The sequence below is a fragment of the Shinella zoogloeoides genome, from assembly GCF_022682305.1.
In the GTDB taxonomy this organism is placed as follows: domain Bacteria; phylum Pseudomonadota; class Alphaproteobacteria; order Rhizobiales; family Rhizobiaceae; genus Shinella; species Shinella zoogloeoides_B.
This window is the reverse complement of record NZ_CP093528.1, coordinates 1,267,728-1,285,150: the sequence shown is the minus strand read 5'-3', so window position 1 is coordinate 1,285,150 and position 17,423 is coordinate 1,267,728. Positions and strand designations below refer to the sequence as shown.

The following is a 17,423-nucleotide window of genomic DNA, read 5'->3' as shown; positions in this document are numbered from 1 at the left end:
TATCTATTTCGTTTATGCGCGCCCGCGCGCTACCGTCGCCTCCGGTCACAATCAGAACAGGGGAACGACCATGAAGAAAACACTGCTCGCAATGGCTCTTGCGGCCTCCACCCTCCTTTCGGCCCAGGCTTCGGCCGAGACGCTGACGATCGGCACGGAAGGCGCCTACCCGCCCTTCAACTTCCAGGACGCCGACGGCAAGCTCGGCGGCTTCGACGTCGAGATCGGCCTTGCGCTCTGCGAGAAGATGAAGGTCGAATGCGAAGTCGTCGGCCAGGATTGGGACGGCATCATTCCGGGCCTTCTCGCCAAGAAATACGACATGATCATCGCTTCGATGTTCATCACCGACGAGCGCAAGAAGCAGGTCGCCTTCACCGATCCCTACTACCTCGCCGCCATGACCCATGCCGCGCCGAAGAATTCCGGCATTACGGACTTCACCAATGAGGGCATGAAGGGCAAGACGATCGGCGCCCAGCAGGGCACCACGCAGGCGGACTACGCCGCGGCCGTCTATCCCGACGCGGATATCAAGCTCTACCCGACGCAGGATGAAGTGAACCTCGACATGGTGAATGGCCGCCTCGACCTGCAGGTCGGCGACATGATCCCGCTGCTCGACTGGGTCACCAAGAACGACGACGGCAAGGCCTGCTGCGAGCTGATCGGCGAGCCGATCACCGACAAGAAGTTCGTCGGCGAAGGCGTCGGCATCGCGGTGCGCCAGGACGACAACGACCTGCGCGAGAAGCTGAACGCCGCCCTCCAGGCGATCCGTGAAGACGGCACCTACAAGAAGATCAACGACAAGTACTTCTCCATCGACGTCTATACGATGAAGTAAGATACGGGGGCGTAGCGCGCCCCTCATCCGGCCTGCCGGCCACCTTCTCCCCGCAAGCGGGGAGAAGGAAACGTGCGGCACGGCTTTCTTCCCTCTACGCGAAACCCTTGAGCGAGGCGGCGCACCATTCCCCCTCTCCCTGCCTGCGGGAAGAAGATCGCGGCGGCGGGCTGAGGCAGCCCGCGCGCAGTGCAAAGACATCTCCACTCTTGCCTTCCCCCGTGCCGCCGTCCTAGCTAGGGACATGCCGATCAATCGCCTCGAACGCTTCGCCCACAATCTCGACTGGAACCTGCTGCGCACCTTCGTCGTCGTGGTGGAGGAAGGCTCGATCACGCGGGCGGCGAATCGCTTGCTCCTGCAGCAGCCGGCCGTCAGCATGGCGCTCAAGCGGCTGGAGCAATCGGTCGGCCACCGGCTGATCGACCGCGGCCCGGGCCGTTTCGAACTGACGGAAGCCGGCGAGCGACTGCATACGCTCTGCCACGACATCTTCACCGCCATCGTGCGGCTGCCGGAAGCCATGGTCTCCTCCGGCGAGGACATTGCCGGGCACATCGCCATCCACGCCGTCAGCCATGCCTTGAACCCGGCCTGGGACCAGGCGATCGCCGATTTCTTCCGCCTGCATCCGCGCGTCACCGTGGGCGTGACGGTCGAGACGACGACCGACGTCATCCGCTCCGTGGAACGGGGCGTGGCGACGCTCGGCCTTTCGGACGGCATCATTCCGGACGGGCTGGACAAGGCGCCCTTCTGCTACGAGCGCTGTGCGCTCTATTGCGGGCGCGGGCATCGGCTGTTCGGCGCGACGGACGCCCGGCTGGAGGATCTGCGGGGCGAACCCTATGTCAGCTTCCTTGCCGATGTTCTCGGCGGGCCGCATATGGGACCGGTGACGGCGGTGCGCGCGGTCGGCTCCTTCGGCCAGCAGGTGCGCGCGCTCGCCTTCAATGTCGAGGAGGTGCTGCGGCTCGTCGTCGCCAATGCGGGCATCGGCATGCTGCCGATCCACCTCACCGGGCCGGCTCTGGCCGCCGGCGAACTCTGGCAATTGCCGCCGCATGAGAACCTGCCGGTCACGGAAACCTTCCGCATCACCAATCCTAGCTCGGCGCTCAACCCGGCGGAGCGGGCCTTCCTTGCCCATGTGGCGGATGTCGAGCCGTGGCGCTGGGGCGAGCCGCATCAATCCGGCTGATATCGACCTTCACTCTTATAAATTTGAAGAATGCCGGACGCTTCCCTACGCCAGATGAACAAACGACAGGAGGCGATCATGCAGACTTTCGACATCGCAATCATCGGCGGCGGCATTGCCGGCATTTCGCTCGCCTATTTTCTCGCCCCGCACCGGTCCGTCGCGGTGCTGGAGCAGGAAAGCGCGCTCGGCTACCACAGCACCGGTCGGTCGGCCGCCGAATTCACCCTGCGCGATAACCCGCCCCTCGTGAACGCGCTTGCCCGGGCCAGCCACGCCTTCATGACGACGCCGCCCGAAGGCTTTGCCGCTGTTCCCCTCCTCATTGCGCGCGGCAGCGTCATCTTCGGCACGCACGGCAAGGAGGCGCTCGTGCGCAAGCGCTTCGAGGAAGCGACGGCGCTCGGCGTGGCCGTTGAGTGGCTCGACGAAGCGGCGCTGCTTGCCCGCGCGCCGATCCTCAATCCCGCCTATTGCGCTGCCGCCTATTTCGACCCGAGCTACTGGGATATCGAAGTCGACGCCCTGCTGCAGGCTTACGCCCGCCACGCCCGGCACAACGGCGCGCAGATCCTTGAGAACCGTGCTTTCTCGAGCGCGCGCCGGATCGGCGATAAATGGCTGATCGAGACGAACGGCGAGACCATCGCGGCAGACATTCTGGTGAACGCGGCCGGCGGCTGGGCCGACAGCGTCGCGTCGCTCTCGGGCGTCGCCCCCCTCGGGGTCGTGCCGAACCGGCGCACGGCCGTCACCATCGATCTTCCCGAAGGCATCGATGCCGGCCGCCTGCCGGAAATGAACGAGATCGAGGACACCTTCTATTTCAAGCCGGAGGGCGGCCGCCTGCTCGCCTCGCCCGCCGACGAGACGCCCTGCGAGCCGGCCGACGTACAGCCGGAAGAACTCGATATCGCCTATGCCGCCCATTACGTGGAAGAGGCGACGACCGTGCAGGTGCGGCGCGTTTTCAGCAGTTGGGCCGGCATGCGCAGCTTTGCCGCCGACCGCCTGCCCGTCGTCGGCCCCGCGCCGGACGAGCCGACCTTCTTCTGGCTGGCCGGCCAGGGCGGCTATGGCATCCTCACCTCCCCGGCGCTCGGCAGCCTCGCCGCCGCGCTCCTTGCCGGACAGCCGGTGCCGGAGCCGCTGGCCCGCGAGGGCATCGGGGCGGAGACCTTCAGTCCCGCACGCTTCTCCTGAAACTAAAACGGGCGCCCGAGGGCGCCCGTTTCTGTTTCAGCTTTCCGCGGCCGGCGTTCCGGCCGAACCGGGCGCCCGCGATCCCTCGCGGTCCTTCCAGAAACGGTTGAGGAACAGCAGGATCGGGCCACCGATATAGATCGACGAGGTCGTCGCGACGATGACGCCGAACAGCATCGGCCAGGCGAAGGGCTTGACCGTATCGCCACCCCAGATCGCCATCGGCAGCAGCGAGACCGCGACGGCGAGCGAGGTGAAGATGCATCGCATGACCACCTGGTTGATCGACAGGTCGATGAGATCCGAGAAGGGCATCGACTTGTACTTGCGCAGGTTCTCGCGCATACGGTCGTACACCACCACCTTGTCGTTGACCGAGTAGCCGATCAGCGTCAGCACGGCGGCGATGGCCGTCAGGTTGAAGTCGATCTGCATCAGCGAGAAGAAGCCGATCATCTTGGTGATATCCAGGACCAGCGTGGCGATGGCGCCCACGGCGAAGTGCCATTCGAAGCGCCACCAGATGTAGATCAGGATGGCGAGCATGCCGAGGCCAACGGCGAGGAAGCCGGAGCGGGCAAGCTCGGTGCTGACCGTCGGGCCGACCACTTCCGTGCGCTCGAAGTTCGCGTCCGGAATCACTTCGGCAACGCCATCGCGGATCTTCTGGAGAGCTGCGGTCTGCACCTCTTCACCGCCCGGCTGACGCTGGACACGGACGAGGACCGACGTGCCCTGGCCGAACTCCTGCAACGCGACTTCACCGAGGTTGAGGCCTTCCATCTTCTCACGCAGCGGCGCGAGGTCGATCGGCGTCTTGGAGGTCGCTTCCACCTGGATGCCACCGACGAAGTCGATGCCGTAATTGAGGCCCGGCGTGAAGAACAGGATGACCGAACTCGTCGAGATGAAGGCCGACATGGCGATGGCGATATAGCGGCCGCGCATGAAGGAGAAGGTCGGGATTTCCCAGACCTTGCCGAAGAGCGAGTGGATCTCGATCTTCTTCATCTTCCGCACGATCACGGCCTCGCGCATCAGGAAGCGCACGAAGGTGATCGAGGTGAACATCGAGATCGCAAGGCCGATGATCATGGTGATGGCGAAGCCGCGCACCGGACCCGAGCCGAACATGAAGAGGAGGATCATGCCGACCATGGTCGTCATGTTGCCGTCGACGATGGTGGCATAGGCCTTGTTGAAGCCGACATCGAGCGCCTTCATGGCCCCCGCCCCCGCCGCCGTCTCTTCGCGGATACGGGCGTTGATCAGGATGTTGGCGTCCACCGCCATACCGATGCCGAGGATGATACCGGCAATGCCGGGCAGGGTCAGCGTGGAGCCGAGAATGCCGAGCAGGCCGATGGTGAGGATCGTGTGCAGCACGAGGCCGAGATTGGCGATAAGACCCCAGGAGCCGTAGAGCACCTGCATCAGCACCACGACGGCGGCAAGGCCGGCGAGACCCGTATAGAGACCCATGCGGATCGAGTCCGAACCGAGGTTCGGGCCGACGGTGCGTTCCTCGATGATGGTGAGCGGGGCCGGCAGCGCGCCGGAGCGCAGCAGCGCCGAAAGCACGGTCGCTTCCTGCGGGTTGAAGTTGCCGGAGATCTGGCCCTGGCCGCCGATGATCGGCTCGCGGATGACCGGCGCGGTCAGCACCTTGCCGTCGAGGACGATGGCGAAGGGTTTCCCGACATTGGCCTGCGTGATTTCGGCGAACTGGCGCGCGCCGGTGGAATCGAAGCTGAACGAGACGATCGGCTCGTTCGTGCGCTGGTCGAAGCCGGCCTTGGCGTCGGCAAGACGGTCGCCGGAAATGGCGACGCGCTCTTCGACGGCGTATTTGTTGTTATCGTTGGCGCCAGGCAGGATCATCACGCCGCGCGGGGCGACGCCGTTCGGGTCCACGGTCTGATCGACCATGTGGAAGCTCATCTGCGCGGTCGAGCCGAGGAGCTGACGCAGGCGCGTCGGATCCTGCAGGCCCGGGAGCTGGACGAGGATGCGGTCGCCGCCGACGCGCTGGATGAGCGGCTCGGCGACGCCGACCTGGTCGACGCGGCGGCGGATGATCTCGAGGCTCTGCTCGACGGCGGCCGACATGCGCTCGTTGACGCCGGCTTCCGTCAGCGTGACGTTGATGACGAGACCGCTGGTCGCGACGTCGATATCGGACGAGCCGGCGCCGAAGCCGAGGGTCGAGGTCGGTGCGGCGAGCTTGCGCACTTCCGGCAGAACCTTGTCGAAGGCCTCCTGATCCGGCAGCGTGACCGTCAGCGTCGTACCGCTCAGGCGGGCGGCCGAGGCGCGTTCGCCGGCGGTGCGCAGAATGGCGCGCGTATCGTTGAGCAGCACGTCCATGCGCGCCTTGCGGAGCGCGGCGGCGTCCACTTCGAGAACGAGGTGCGAGCCGCCCTTCAGGTCGAGGCCGAGGGTGACGGGATTGGCGGGCAGGTAGCGCCCGAATTTCGCCTGCTGTTCAGGCGTCAGCACGTTCGGCACGGCCGCAAGCACCCCGAAAAGGATGATGGCGGCGGTGACAAACAATGCCCATTTGGAGGTTTTCATGGGATGTTCCACTTCAACTGCCGGAAGGACGCGGCATCGTGGGCCGGCGTCCTCCGTGGGGATCGGAATTTCAATCGAATGGCGCGGCGTCGGAAACGCCACAGGGCCTCAGGCGGCGCGAACCGGCGGCGCGCGGCTGCGGAAGGATACGGGGCCGGATCGGGCCTGCGCCGGATCGTCCATCGCCGGAAACGCTTCCGCGGCAACGGTCTCGAAGGGGTAGATCAGCCGGCCCGCGCCCGGAAGGAGCGCCTTGCCGCCGGCATCGCCGTCGGGAAGACCGGTCTTCGCCTTGGCGGCGCGCCGTTCGGCATGGCCGCTGGCGGGGAACCAGAGTTCATCGGCAGCGGCGGTCAGCGGAGACGGAGCGACGCCGCCCTCGCTTGCCGCGCGCTGCGGATGGCGCGGCCCGACGACGCTGTCCGGCAGCGAGAACTGCGAGAGGAACAGGGTGAAAAGCAGCACGAGGAAGCCGGCAGGCGCAAGACCTCGCTCCCACATCGTCGCCTCTTTCCCGGTTCTCATCGTCATGCCTGTCCGTTCATCCAGGGCGCGGCGCCCGCGAAGCATGCTTCGCCACGGTCGTAATGGTGCGCCAAGAACCATTTACCATCCGTCGAGTCAAGTTCGCGGCCTTGCCGGCCGCCTGGTATATCGACGTTTCGGCCTTCACAATTCATGCAGCCTCACGTCCGGGCAGGCCTCAAGCGCAAGGTCGCGCAGATGCTGATGGTGCGTAAGATAGATCACCTGCCCGCCCCTTGCCATCTCGCCCATCACGCTGAGCGCGTTCAGCGCGCGCCGGTCGTCGAAGGTCTCCATGATGTCGTCTGCGATAAAGGGCACGATCTCCCGGCTGGCGGCAATCTCGTGATAGCCGGCGACGCGCAGGGCGAGATAGAGCTGGAAGCGCGTGCCCTTGGAAAGGTCCTTCGCCAGCTTGGAGCCGCCGGCGGCCGCATTGACGACGAGGAACTCGCTGTCCTTCTCCAGCATCGTGGAAAGCCCCGTATATTCGCCGCCGGTGATCGCGCGGAAGGTCTTCGAGGCGCGCTCCATCATCGCGCTGCGGTGACGCTCGCGATAGAGCCGCAGCGCCTGCTCCGCAGCCATGATGCCGGCGCGGGTCGCAAGGTAGCGGCGCGATCTGTCCGCAAGGTCGATGAGCGCCGTGCGCCGCTTCTCCTCCAGCGCCGCCGCCGCGTCGCTGCCGGCGATCCGGGCCAACGCCTCCTCCGCCCGCGCCCGCGCCAGGTGCTGTTCCTGCACCTCCCGGTCCAACGCATCGAGGCGCATGGAAAGATCGGCCTTCTCGCCCGCAAGCTGGTCGTCGTCGACTGCGGAAAGCAGCGCCTCGGCCTCCTCGACGGTCTCGGCGCGCATCTGCTGCAACAGCGTGCGCGCCGCATCCTCGACGCGGCCTAGAACCTCGTCGCGCCTGCGGTAGGCTTCGAGCAGCATTTCGGCCTCGGTCAGCGTATCGCAGCCGAGGAAGGAAAAGACTTCGGACTGGCGCGAGACGAGAACGGCGCGCCGCTCCTCCAGCGCGCCCTCCTCCTCGGCAAGGCGCGCCAGCGCCTTGTCTATCGCTTCACGCCGCTCGCGAATCGTCCGCGCCGTGGCCAGACGACCCGCAAGGCCCGCGACGGTGGCGAGCGGATCGTTCGCATCGAACCGCTCGGACAGACGCGCGGCAAGCCGTTCCGCATGGGCGCGATAGTCCTGCTGGTCGCGGCGCATGGCGGCGATGCGGCGGTCCAGTTCCTGCTGCCGCTCGAGATTGCGGCCGAGCGCCTGTAAGGCGGGCAGCAGCGCGGCGAGACGGTCCGGCCCGGCCGGCGCACCGTCGGACGCAAGCCAGCTTCCGGCAATCTCGCGGTCCCATGCCGCCTGCCACGCGGCAAGCTCGCCAGCCGCCGCCTCCGCGGCCTTCCCGCGCGTTTCGGCGTCCGTCTTCGCCCGAGCCAGACGCTCGGCAACGGCCTGCCGCGCCTGAGCGGCGGCTTTCAACGCCTCGAGCCGGTCCTCGGCGAGGAAAAGCGCCTCGTCCAGCGGCGTCTGCGCGGCAATGCCGGCCGGCAGGAATGCAGCAAGCCGCGTCACGAGCGCGCGCGCTTCCGTCTCCACAAGCGCCGCCTCGCCCCTCTGCCGGGCGAGGCTTTCCAGCGCGTCCAGCGCCGCCAGCCGCTGCCCGAGCCAGAGCGTTAGATCCGCCAGGGACGCCTTGGAAAATCCGATGCGACCGGCAATCGAGGCCACCTCCGCATCGATATCCGCCTTCGCCCGTTGCAGGCGGGCCGTCTCGCCGCCGAGAGCATCGAGCCGCGCGGCTCCCTCGACGATGGTGCGTTCCACGACGCGGATTTCCGAAAGCCGGTCGGCGTTGCGCAGGCGCGCTTCCGTCGCCCGGTCGTCCTCGCGCATGGTCTTTTCGAATGCCACGGCAGACCCCATGTCGAGCGCGCCGAGATGCGCGCTCCATGCGGCCTCGCGCGCCGAGCGCAAGTGCGATGCCTGTTCCTCGCCGGCCGCGCCGGTTGTCTTCTGCAGCGCATCGAGCGCGGCGCGGGCCGAAGCGACCTCCAGTTCCAGGGCGGCGACCTGCTCGCTTTGCCGGCGCAGGGCCTCGGTCGCGCCGTCATGCCGATTGCGCAGGCTGTCGAGAACCTCCGGCGTCGGAACGCTCATGGCCGCCAGCATCGCGGCATCGCCTTCCCACGGCGCAAGGCGCGCCAATGCGGCTTGCGCATCCTGCTCGGAAAAGAGGACGTGACGGCGGCTTTCCCGCAGGCGGGCCGGCAGGTCGGCAGAGCGGGCAGCCTTGAGGGCCGCGCCAAGGGCGGCCTGAAGCGCCTCCTCGCTCCCGGTTTCCTCCGTCGACGCCGCGCCGGAGCGAAGGATGGCGTCCAGTGCTTTTTCCGCCTCCGCCTGCTCGCGCCGGGCGCTTTCGCCGCGTTCGGTCAATGCGGCATGGCGGGAGAGAAGCGCATTGAGCCTTTCGACCAGCCCGGCGGGAGGCACGATCTCCGCCGCATCGGCCTCCGGCGGCAGGCCGAGGGCGACGATGGCCGCACCGATGGTCGCGGCAAGCCCGTCTCGCTCGGCCTCGCGGGCGGCAAGGTCCATGGCGGCGGTGCGGAAGCGGGCTTCGAGGGCGGAGCCGGACAGAGCCGCGATGTCGGCCTCGGCGGCCAGCGCCGCGTCGTCCTCGGCAAGCCCCGCGCGCTCCTCGTCCCATTGCGCGCGCTCGGTGACGGCCCGCGCCGCCCGCGCCGCGATCTGCGCCTCCTCGCGGGCAAGTTCGGCCAGCAGGGAGCGCCAGCCGGCGGGCGGCGAAGCGCCGAGGTCGAAGGCGCCGAGCTCGGCCCGCAGCGCGCGCAGGCGCCGCAGGCCGGGAAGAGCGGAAAGGCTGCGTTCAAGCTGGGCCAGCGCCATGCGCGCCTCGGCACGGGCCGCCGTCACCGCCTCATGGCGCTGCAGGGCCGCGTCGCGTTCGCGCACGAGCGCGCCATAGTCGCGCGCCGCGACATCCAGCGCCTTGCGCTCGGCGGCGAGCGTCTCGATCTCGGCCTTGAGCGCGGACAGGTCATGCTTGCGGCCGGACGGGCGGTAGAACTCGTCCGCCTCCAACTTGAGCGCCGCAAGACCCGTCGCCATGTCGGAAAGGCCGGAGCTGGCGGAAAAGAGCATCGCCCCAAGCTCGCCTTCGCTCTTCAGGATGTCCTCGCCCCCCTTCTCGATGCTCTCGTCGTCGAGCGAGAACATGGTGCGATAGGCATTGCGGTCCATGCCGCCCAGCACGGACGCGAAGAGCGTATCCGGCAGCGGCCTGTCATCGGCCGATACCAGCGAGGCCTGGTTGCGCTTCAAGCGATAGGCCTCGTGCCGCTCTCCTCCGATGGAAAGCCGGCCGCCGACGCGCATCAGGCCATAGGCGTGCAGGAAGCCGTAGGCGCTCGACTTCTCGATACCGAAGAGCAGGTCGAGATAGGCGGAAAACAGCGTCGACTTGCCGGCCTCGTTGGGACCGTAGACGAGGTGGAAATCCGGCTTTCCGGGTTCCGCCAGGCCGAAATCGAGGCTACGGTCGGTGAACTTGCCGTAGCGGACAAGATCGAGGCGGTCGAGACGCATCCTATGCCCTCCCGCTCTCGCCGCCGAGGCGGGCAAGTACGGCGTCGGCTCCCTGAAGGGCAAGCTCCGAGAGCAGAGCGTCCTCCGCCGCCTCATCCGGCGCGAGCAGGCTGCGCGCCTCCCTGGGAAGCTGGCGCAGGAGATCGCCCAGCGTCTCGCGCAATTCCTCGCGGTAAGCGTGGCTTACCGCGACATCGTCATGCATCAGGCGGCCCAGCTCCGCCAAGGGACCGGCATCGGCCTCCGCGACGGCCTGTGGCTGGACCACAGCAAGTTCCACCGCCTCGATCCAGCAATCGCCGAGCGAGGCGGCAAGGTTCTGGAGTTCGCCGGAAAGCAGGTCCTCGTCGCGCCGCAGCCGCCAGCCAAGCGGCGTCGTCCCGGTCAAGGCCAGGCGAGCGACGAGATGCGCGCCGGCGGCGGTCTTCGCCGCGCCAAGCGCGGCCTCGACACGGTCGAGCATGCCATGCCAGTCCTCGATGCCGGAGAGATCGACGGAAAGCCGCTCGAAGACCGCGATGGCGATGGGGCGCTCCTCGCAGGAGATCGTGCCGTCCTCGGCGATGGTGGCGAGCGTCACACCCTTCGGCCCGCCCTCGTTGATGTCCCTGCCCTGCGGATTGCCGGGCATGACGATCCACGGATCCTGCGAATGCACCCGGCGCTGATGGATATGGCCGAGCGCCCAGTAATCGAAGCCATGCGCCGCAAGGTCGGAAATGCCGACCGGCGCATAGGGATCGTGGCGGCTCGCGCCGGCAAGGCTGGTGTGCATGAGGCCGATATTGACGGCATCCGGCACCGGCGCGCGGAAGGCCGGCAACAGCGAGTTCGGGGCATGCGGCTGGGCGAAGCTGATGCCGTGGACGTGAACCTCCCGGCCGCTCGCCAGCGCACCCGCCTTCACCGGCTTGCCGCGCCCGTCGAAGACATGCACGTTCGGCGGAAAAGTCAGCTCGCGCGTGATCTGCGACTGCGCATCGTGGTTGCCACGAATGATGAAGACGCGGATGCCCGCCGCCTCCAGCCGCCGCATCTCCCCCATCAGGAAGAGCGCCGTCGCCATGGAGGTCTGCGAGCCATCGTAGAGATCGCCCGCGACAATCACCATATCCACCTCTTCGGCGATGGCGAGATCGACGATGCGCTCCAGCGCCTTGCGCGTTGCGCCGCGCACCAGATCGCCGAGATCGGCATTGCGCAGGGCGAGCGAGGCGAGCGGCGAATCGAGATGCAGGTCGGCGGTATGGATGAAGCGGAAAGGCATGGCCGGACAATCGCCTCCGCCCTCCTCCGGGTCAATGCTGGCGGCAATCTCCGGCGCGTTGCAGGCAGGTTATGCAGAAGGAAATCGCGCAGCGCCGCAAAAGTCTGAGAAGAGGAAAGGAAAATCGCCTGCAGGCCGGCCGCACACATTTACAGGCATCGTTCAATATCTATGATCGAAATGAACGAGAGATATCACGATCATTTGACATGGTCCCTCATAATACCTATATTTCCCCTCATGAATAGCACGATAGAAATCTCCCAGGGCATGTTCAAACTCTACCATCAGGTGAGCCGCCTGGTGAATGAGTGCATGATGGACGAAGGCGTATCGCTCGCCCGCAGCAAGTTCCTGCTTCTTCTGGAATGCCAGGGGCCGCAGCGGTCGACGGATATCGCCTGCGCGCTTGGTTTCGCACCCCGCACGGTGACGGAAGCGATCGACGGTCTGGAGCGGGACAAGCTCGTCATGCGCGAGCCGGACCCGAAGGACCGCCGCGCCAAGATCGTCTCGATCACGGATATGGGCCGGACCGTCATTTCGGCCGCCCAGCAGCCGCAGCACAAGACGATCGAGGCGATCTTCAACGTCCTCACCGACGACCAGAAGCAGCACTTGAAGGAAATCATCCGCTGTCTCAGCGAGAAGACCGAGGAGTTGCAAGGGGAAAGAGACAGGAACGCAGGCGACCCGTCCGCAGCGTCATCCGCCCGCTCCCTGCAGGCCGTCGGCTAAGCCGGGTGGCAACGAAAATAAAAAGGCCGGGATCGCGAGATCCCGGCCTTTTTGTTTGCGGCTCATGCCGTTCGGCGCATCACATCGCGTTGATGGGACCGATGCCGAAGAACAGCGTTTCTCCCGAGGAGTCGTCGACGCCGTCATTGTCTGTCACGACATAGCCGTTGCCGGCGGCATCGATGGCAAAACCTTCCACCTTGTCGACGACATAGCCGTTCGTGGCCTTGAGATTGGGAATGAGGTCGCGGACCTCCTCCTTCTTCACGACAGGCAGCTCGCCACCGAGCTTGACGGGCTTCAGGTCGGCAAGCGCGACCCGGTAGAGCTTCTTCAGCTTCGCGGCCTCGCCGATCAGGTTGTCACGCTCGATGATATAGGCATGATCGCCGTTCGCGGTGATTTCCGAAAGCCCGATCCAGCCGCTTTCCGTCTTGTCGAGCGGATAGCGCACCGCACCCCATTCCTTATCGGACGGCTTGTAGGAGACGAGCTTCACAAAACCCTTCTCGTCATCGCCCCATTCGCGCTGGACGGCCATCCAGAGCACCATGTCGTCGCCTTCGCCGACGCTGGTGATGCCTTCGAAACCGAAGCGCTTCTCGCCGGCGCGCAGCTCGGCGGGAATGGCGATTTCCTTGTCGATCTCGCCTTTCTCGTTCACATGGATGATGGCGTGGGCATAGAGTTTGTCGGCATCGCCCTCGTTGGCCAGCCAGACGCCGCCTTCACCATCCGGCGTCAGCCCTTCGCTGTCGAGTTTCTGCGCGGGGGCACCGTTGCGGGTGATGCGAAGGGCATCGACGATCCTCGCCGGCTTCTGCGTGGCATCGATCGTGAAGATCGTCGGCTGCGAGGCGTAGAAGGAATCGTTGACGGCATAGAGGATGCCCGGCTTGTCCTTGACCGGAGCAAGACCAGAGAGTGCGCCGAAGCCGATCAGTTCGCCGTCCTTCTCGGTGGAGACGATCTGCGGATAAGCGGCCTCCCCTTCCGCACGCTCATAGATCATGACATGCGAGCGCGCGCCGCCGTCCTCGACGAGGTCGGCTTCATTGGCCGTCACGAGCAGGTTGCGGCCCGGAATGGCGACCGCGCCTTCCGGTGCTATGCCCGAAGGCAGGAGCTGGAGAAGCTGCGGCTCGGCACCGGTATCCTTGTAGACGCCGACGATGGAGGCGCGCTCGGCCAGCACGAAGAACAGGTTGTCCTCGCCGAATTTCGCGGCTTCCAGGCCTTCCGGCTCGACGCCCTTCTTGTTGCGCTTGTCCGGATAGTGACCGATCCTGGCGATCTCGCGCTCAAAGGCCGGGCCGTTCTCATAGAGAACCTTGCCCTGCTTGTCGAAGATGGTGAAGCCGCGCGCGCCACCCTTCCAGTCGCCTTCGTTGGCGACGACGAGGCGGTCGTCGTCCAGCCACTTCACGGCGTCGGGCTCGCGGGCAACGTCCTCGACCTTGTCGGTGAACTTCAGCGCACCGTCCTTCTTGGTATCGACGCCTGCGAGGCTGACAGTGCCGGCGGAGAAGTGGCTCTTCACCGTACCCGTCTTGCCGTCGACGATGACGATATGGTTGTTTTCCTGCAGCGTGACGGCGACTTCGTCGAGGCCGTTGAAGGAAACGAATTCGGGCTCCGGGTCTTCGCCGGCAACCTCGGCAAGGCCCGTCAGGGCGACATGCTTGATCGAACCGCAATCGACGACGCCATCCTTCAGCGAGAGAAGAACGAGGTCGCCGGCCGGCATCTGCGGGATGTCGCCGTCATTGACCTCTTCGTCGCGCTCGTTCTCGATGGCGATCGCGGCAAGGGTCTTGTCCTTGTTGAGGGCGATGGAATCCGGCTGGCCGCCGAGGTCGCAGGTCGCATCGACCGCCTTCGAGGCAAGATCGACCTGGGCGAGAATGCCAGAGGGCTTGACGAAGCTTTCACGCGTGTTAATCGCGACGAGCGCCTTGCCGGCGGCGATGGTCACGGAGGTCGGCTCGCCGTCGAAGGAGACCGAGCCGCCGGCCTTCGGGGCCCTGGCGTCGGTGATATCGATGAAGCCGACCGCCTTGTTGGGGCTGTCGGAATAGACGAGCGTGTTGCCGTCCTCGGACGCGGCGATGATTTCGGATGAGCTCGGCGTCGCCTTGTCCACGCCTTCCGGCAGGTTTCCGGCAACGGCGAAGGACGCGATACGGTTGAATACAGGCTCGGCGCTGGCGGCAGGGGCCACCGATGCGGCGAGAACCGCTGCCAGCGCAGCGGTGAGCGAACGGGTTTTCATGAATGCCTCCGGAATCCGGTCGATTGGAACCCGGCGGTTCTGAGGCCTGCGTGTTACAGCCGCATGACAATGCGCCCGCCTCTCCCCCGCAAATAAAAAGGGGTCCGGAAAACCGGACCCCCGACCTGAACTTCAGGATTGGCGGCGGAGTGGATAACCGCTCTGCCCGAACTGAGGATCAGCCGTTGACGGCGTCCTTCAGGCCCTTGCCGGCCGAGAACTTCGGCACGTTGCGAGCCGGGATCTCGATCTCGGCGCCGGTCGAAAGGTTGCGACCCTTCGAAGCTTCGCGACGCGACACGGAGAAATTGCCGAAACCGACGAGACGAACGTCGCCGCCGTTCTTGAGTTCGCCCTGGATCGTCTCGAAAACGGCGTCGACAGCAGATGCTGCGTCCGTCTTGGAGAGGCCGGACTTCTCAGCCACTGCGGATACGAGTTCATTCTTGTTCATGTTTCCACCCCTTTCTTACGGTTTGAAACGACTCATACAAGTCGGGGGCAGAATACGCATCGGCCCTCGCCCCGCAAGAATATTTCGTCCGAAAAGCCTGAGAATCCGGGGGTTACACACTCTTTTCAACGAAAAAGACCGGCCAGAAGGCCGGTCTTTATGAAGTTGGGCGTTCAAAAGAGCCTAGTGCGCGATGGCACCGGCGCCGTCGTCGGTCGATTCGACCGGCGGAACCTTGGCCGCTTCAAGCGTGCCGTCCCACTCGATCGGCTCGGGCCGGCGCAGCAGCGCATGCTCGATCACCTCGCCCATGCGGGAGACCGGGACGATCTCCATGCTGTTCTTCACGTTGTCCGGAATGTCCGCCAGGTCCTTGGCGTTCTCTTCCGGGATCAGCACCTTCTTGATGCCGCCGCGAAGCGCCGCGAGCAGCTTTTCCTTCAGGCCGCCGATGGGCAGGACCCGGCCGCGCAGCGTCACTTCGCCCGTCATCGCGATATCCTTCGAGACCGGAATGCCGGTCATGATGGAGACGATGGCGGTCGCCATGGCGATACCGGCCGACGGACCGTCCTTCGGCGTCGCGCCTTCCGGCACGTGCACGTGGATGTCGGTCTTGTCGAAGCGCGGCGGCTCGATGCCGAAATCGACGGCGCGCGAGCGGACATAGGATGCCGCCGCCGAAATCGATTCCTTCATCACGTCCTTCAGGTTGCCCGTGACCGTCATGCGGCCCTTGCCACCCGGCAGGCTGACGCCTTCGATGGTGAGCAGTTCGCCGCCGACTTCCGTCCAGGCAAGACCCGTGACGACACCGACCTGATCCTCGCGCTCGGCTTCGCCGTGGCGGAAGCGCGGAACGCCGAGGAAGTCGTGGATGTTCTCCGCCGTGACCTCGACCTTCGTCGCCTTGCCCTTGATGATCTCGGTCACCGCCTTGCGGGCGAGCTTCATCAGTTCACGTTCGAAGTTACGGACGCCCGCCTCGCGGGTGTACTGCTGGATGACCGCCATCAGCGCGCCGTCGGTGACCGAGAATTCCTTCGGCTGCAGCGCGTGGTCACGGATCGCCTTGGGCAGCAGGTGCCGCTTGGCGATTTCCAGCTTTTCCTCTTCCGTGTAGCCGGCAATGCGGATCACTTCCATGCGGTCCATCAGGGGCGCAGGAATGTTCAGCGTGTTCGCCGTCGTCACGAACATGACGTTGGACAGGTCGTATTCGACTTCCAGGTAGTGGTCCATGAAGGTCGAGTTCTGTTCCGGATCCAGCACCTCCAGCAGGGCCGAGGACGGGTCGCCGCGGAAATCCATGCCCATCTTGTCGATCTCGTCGAGCAGGAAGAGCGGGTTGGACTTCTTCGCCTTCTTCATCGACTGGATGACCTTGCCGGGCATCGAGCCAATATAGGTGCGGCGGTGACCGCGGATTTCGGCCTCGTCACGCACGCCGCCAAGCGCCATGCGGATGTATTCGCGGCCGGTCGCCTTGGCGATCGATTTCGCGAGCGAGGTCTTGCCGACGCCCGGAGGACCGACGAGGCACAGGATCGGACCCTTGATCTTGGTCGAGCGAGCCTGCACGGCGAGATATTCGACGATGCGCTCCTTGACCTTGTCGAGGCCGAAATGATCCTCATCGAGGATCTTTTCCGCGGCGTTGAGATCGGTCTTGATCTTCGACTTCTTGCCCCACGGAATGCCCGTGAGCCAGTCGAGATAGTTGCGCACGACGGTGGCTTCCGCCGACATCGGGCTCATCTGGCGCAGCTTCTTCAGCTCGGCATCCGCCTTTTCGCGGGCCTCCTTGGAGAGCTTGGCCTTTGCGATCTTCTCTTCCAGTTCGGCCATCTCGTCACGGCCGTCCTCGCCGTCGCCGAGTTCCTTCTGGATCGCCTTCATCTGTTCGTTGAGGTAGTATTCGCGCTGGGTCTTCTCCATCTGGCGCTTGACGCGCGAGCGGATGCGCTTTTCGACCTGGAGAACGGAAATCTCGCCTTCCATGAAGCCGAGCGCTTTTTCGAGGCGCAGCTTGACGCTGGTCGTCTCGAGCATTTCCTGCTTCTCGACGATCTTGATGGACAGGTGCGAGGCGACCGTGTCGGCGAGCTTCGAGTAATCCTCGATCTGGCTCGCGGCACCGACGACTTCGGGCGAAATCTTCTTGTTGAGCTTCACATAGTTCTCGAACTCGGAGACGACCGAGCGCGACAGCGCCTCGATCTCGACCGGGTCCTCTTCGGGCTCGGGCAGCACATGCGCCATCGCCTCGTAGAACTCCTCGCGATCGGTATAGCCGTCGATCTCCGCGCGGGCGCGGCCCTCGACCAGCACCTTGACGGTGCCGTCGGGCAACTTCAGCAGCTGGAGAACATTGGCGACGGCGCCGATGCGGTAGATGGCGTCGGTCTCCGGATCGTCGTCGGAAGCGTTGATCTGGGTGGCAAGCATGATCTGCTTGTCGGTGCCCATGACCTCTTCCAGCGCACGGATCGACTTCTCGCGACCGACGAACAGCGGCACGATCATGTGCGGGAACACCACGATGTCGCGCAGGGGCAGGACCGGATAGGCCGTGGATTCGTGCGGCGCAGACGTCTTTTTCGTCATGTCATTTCCTTTCAAACGTCCCGTTTCCGGGAACCGGTCCTGTCGGCGCTTGGGACACCGGGCCGGCGATCTTTTCCATCCACAAGTGGCGTGCGGCTAACGCTTTTTCAAGCCCGGCGCCGGGGT

The 17,423-nt window shown here is 65.4% G+C and carries 11 protein-coding genes; 4 read left to right on the top strand and 7 right to left on the bottom strand.

What is annotated here, in order from left to right; genetic code table 11:
* Nucleotides 1–70 precede the first annotated feature (70 nt).
* The 3 genes from MOE34_RS06565 (at nucleotide 71) to MOE34_RS06555 (ending at nucleotide 3,251) form a co-directional block, all read left to right on the top strand.
* Nucleotides 71–847: an ABC transporter substrate-binding protein gene (locus MOE34_RS06565; protein WP_242222063.1), complete on the top strand. Its 777-nt coding sequence runs from the start codon at nucleotides 71–73 to the stop codon at nucleotides 845–847.
* Between the two features lie 244 nt (nucleotides 848–1,091).
* Nucleotides 1,092–2,048 (top strand): LysR family transcriptional regulator, encoded by a 957-nt coding sequence (locus tag MOE34_RS06560; protein ID WP_242222060.1) that lies wholly within the window; start codon nucleotides 1,092–1,094, stop codon nucleotides 2,046–2,048.
* 78 nt (nucleotides 2,049–2,126) lie between these two features.
* Nucleotides 2,127–3,251 (top strand): NAD(P)/FAD-dependent oxidoreductase, encoded by a 1,125-nt coding sequence (locus tag MOE34_RS06555; RefSeq protein ID WP_242222058.1) that lies wholly within the window; start codon nucleotides 2,127–2,129, stop codon nucleotides 3,249–3,251.
* A 36-nt stretch (nucleotides 3,252–3,287) separates the two neighbouring features.
* Here MOE34_RS06555 and secD read toward each other — a convergent pair whose 3' ends face one another.
* The 4 genes from secD to MOE34_RS06535 all read right to left on the bottom strand — a co-directional run bounded on the left by secD (nucleotide 3,288) and on the right by MOE34_RS06535 (nucleotide 11,226).
* Complete coding sequence (gene secD / locus MOE34_RS06550) at nucleotides 3,288–5,825, bottom strand: protein translocase subunit SecD (protein ID WP_242222056.1); 2,538 nt, start codon at nucleotides 5,823–5,825, stop codon at nucleotides 3,288–3,290.
* Between the two features lie 108 nt (nucleotides 5,826–5,933).
* Nucleotides 5,934–6,356 carry a hypothetical protein gene (locus tag MOE34_RS06545; protein ID WP_242222054.1) on the bottom strand — a complete coding sequence of 141 codons (423 nt, stop codon included), beginning with the start codon at nucleotides 6,354–6,356 and terminating at the stop codon, nucleotides 5,934–5,936.
* A 138-nt stretch (nucleotides 6,357–6,494) separates the two neighbouring features.
* Complete coding sequence (locus MOE34_RS06540) at nucleotides 6,495–9,959, bottom strand: AAA family ATPase (protein WP_242222052.1); 3,465 nt, start codon at nucleotides 9,957–9,959, stop codon at nucleotides 6,495–6,497.
* A gap of 1 nt (nucleotide 9,960) precedes the next feature.
* Nucleotides 9,961–11,226, bottom strand: coding sequence for a DNA repair exonuclease (locus MOE34_RS06535; protein ID WP_242222050.1), 1,266 nt, complete (start codon nucleotides 11,224–11,226; stop codon nucleotides 9,961–9,963).
* Nucleotides 11,227–11,466: 240 nt separating this feature from the next.
* Between MOE34_RS06535 and MOE34_RS06530 the strand changes: the two genes are divergently transcribed.
* Nucleotides 11,467–11,964 carry a MarR family winged helix-turn-helix transcriptional regulator gene (locus tag MOE34_RS06530; protein ID WP_347342753.1) on the top strand — a complete coding sequence of 166 codons (498 nt, stop codon included), beginning with the start codon at nucleotides 11,467–11,469 and terminating at the stop codon, nucleotides 11,962–11,964.
* 79 nt (nucleotides 11,965–12,043) lie between these two features.
* On the opposite strand, the gene MOE34_RS06525 is transcribed toward MOE34_RS06530, so the two are convergent.
* From MOE34_RS06525 to lon, 3 genes are all read right to left on the bottom strand, one after another.
* A complete protein-coding gene (locus MOE34_RS06525; RefSeq protein WP_242222046.1) occupies nucleotides 12,044–14,236 on the bottom strand; it encodes an esterase-like activity of phytase family protein in 2,193 nt (730 codons plus the stop codon).
* Nucleotides 14,237–14,414: 178 nt separating this feature from the next.
* The gene (gene hupB / locus MOE34_RS06520) at nucleotides 14,415–14,690 is read right to left on the bottom strand and encodes a DNA-binding protein HupB (protein ID WP_023516583.1); all 276 of its coding nucleotides are present in this window, start codon (nucleotides 14,688–14,690) and stop codon (nucleotides 14,415–14,417) included.
* Nucleotides 14,691–14,873: 183 nt separating this feature from the next.
* The gene (gene lon, locus MOE34_RS06515; RefSeq protein ID WP_242222044.1) at nucleotides 14,874–17,297 is read right to left on the bottom strand and encodes an endopeptidase La; all 2,424 of its coding nucleotides are present in this window, start codon (nucleotides 17,295–17,297) and stop codon (nucleotides 14,874–14,876) included.
* Nucleotides 17,298–17,423: the final 126 nt, after the last annotated feature.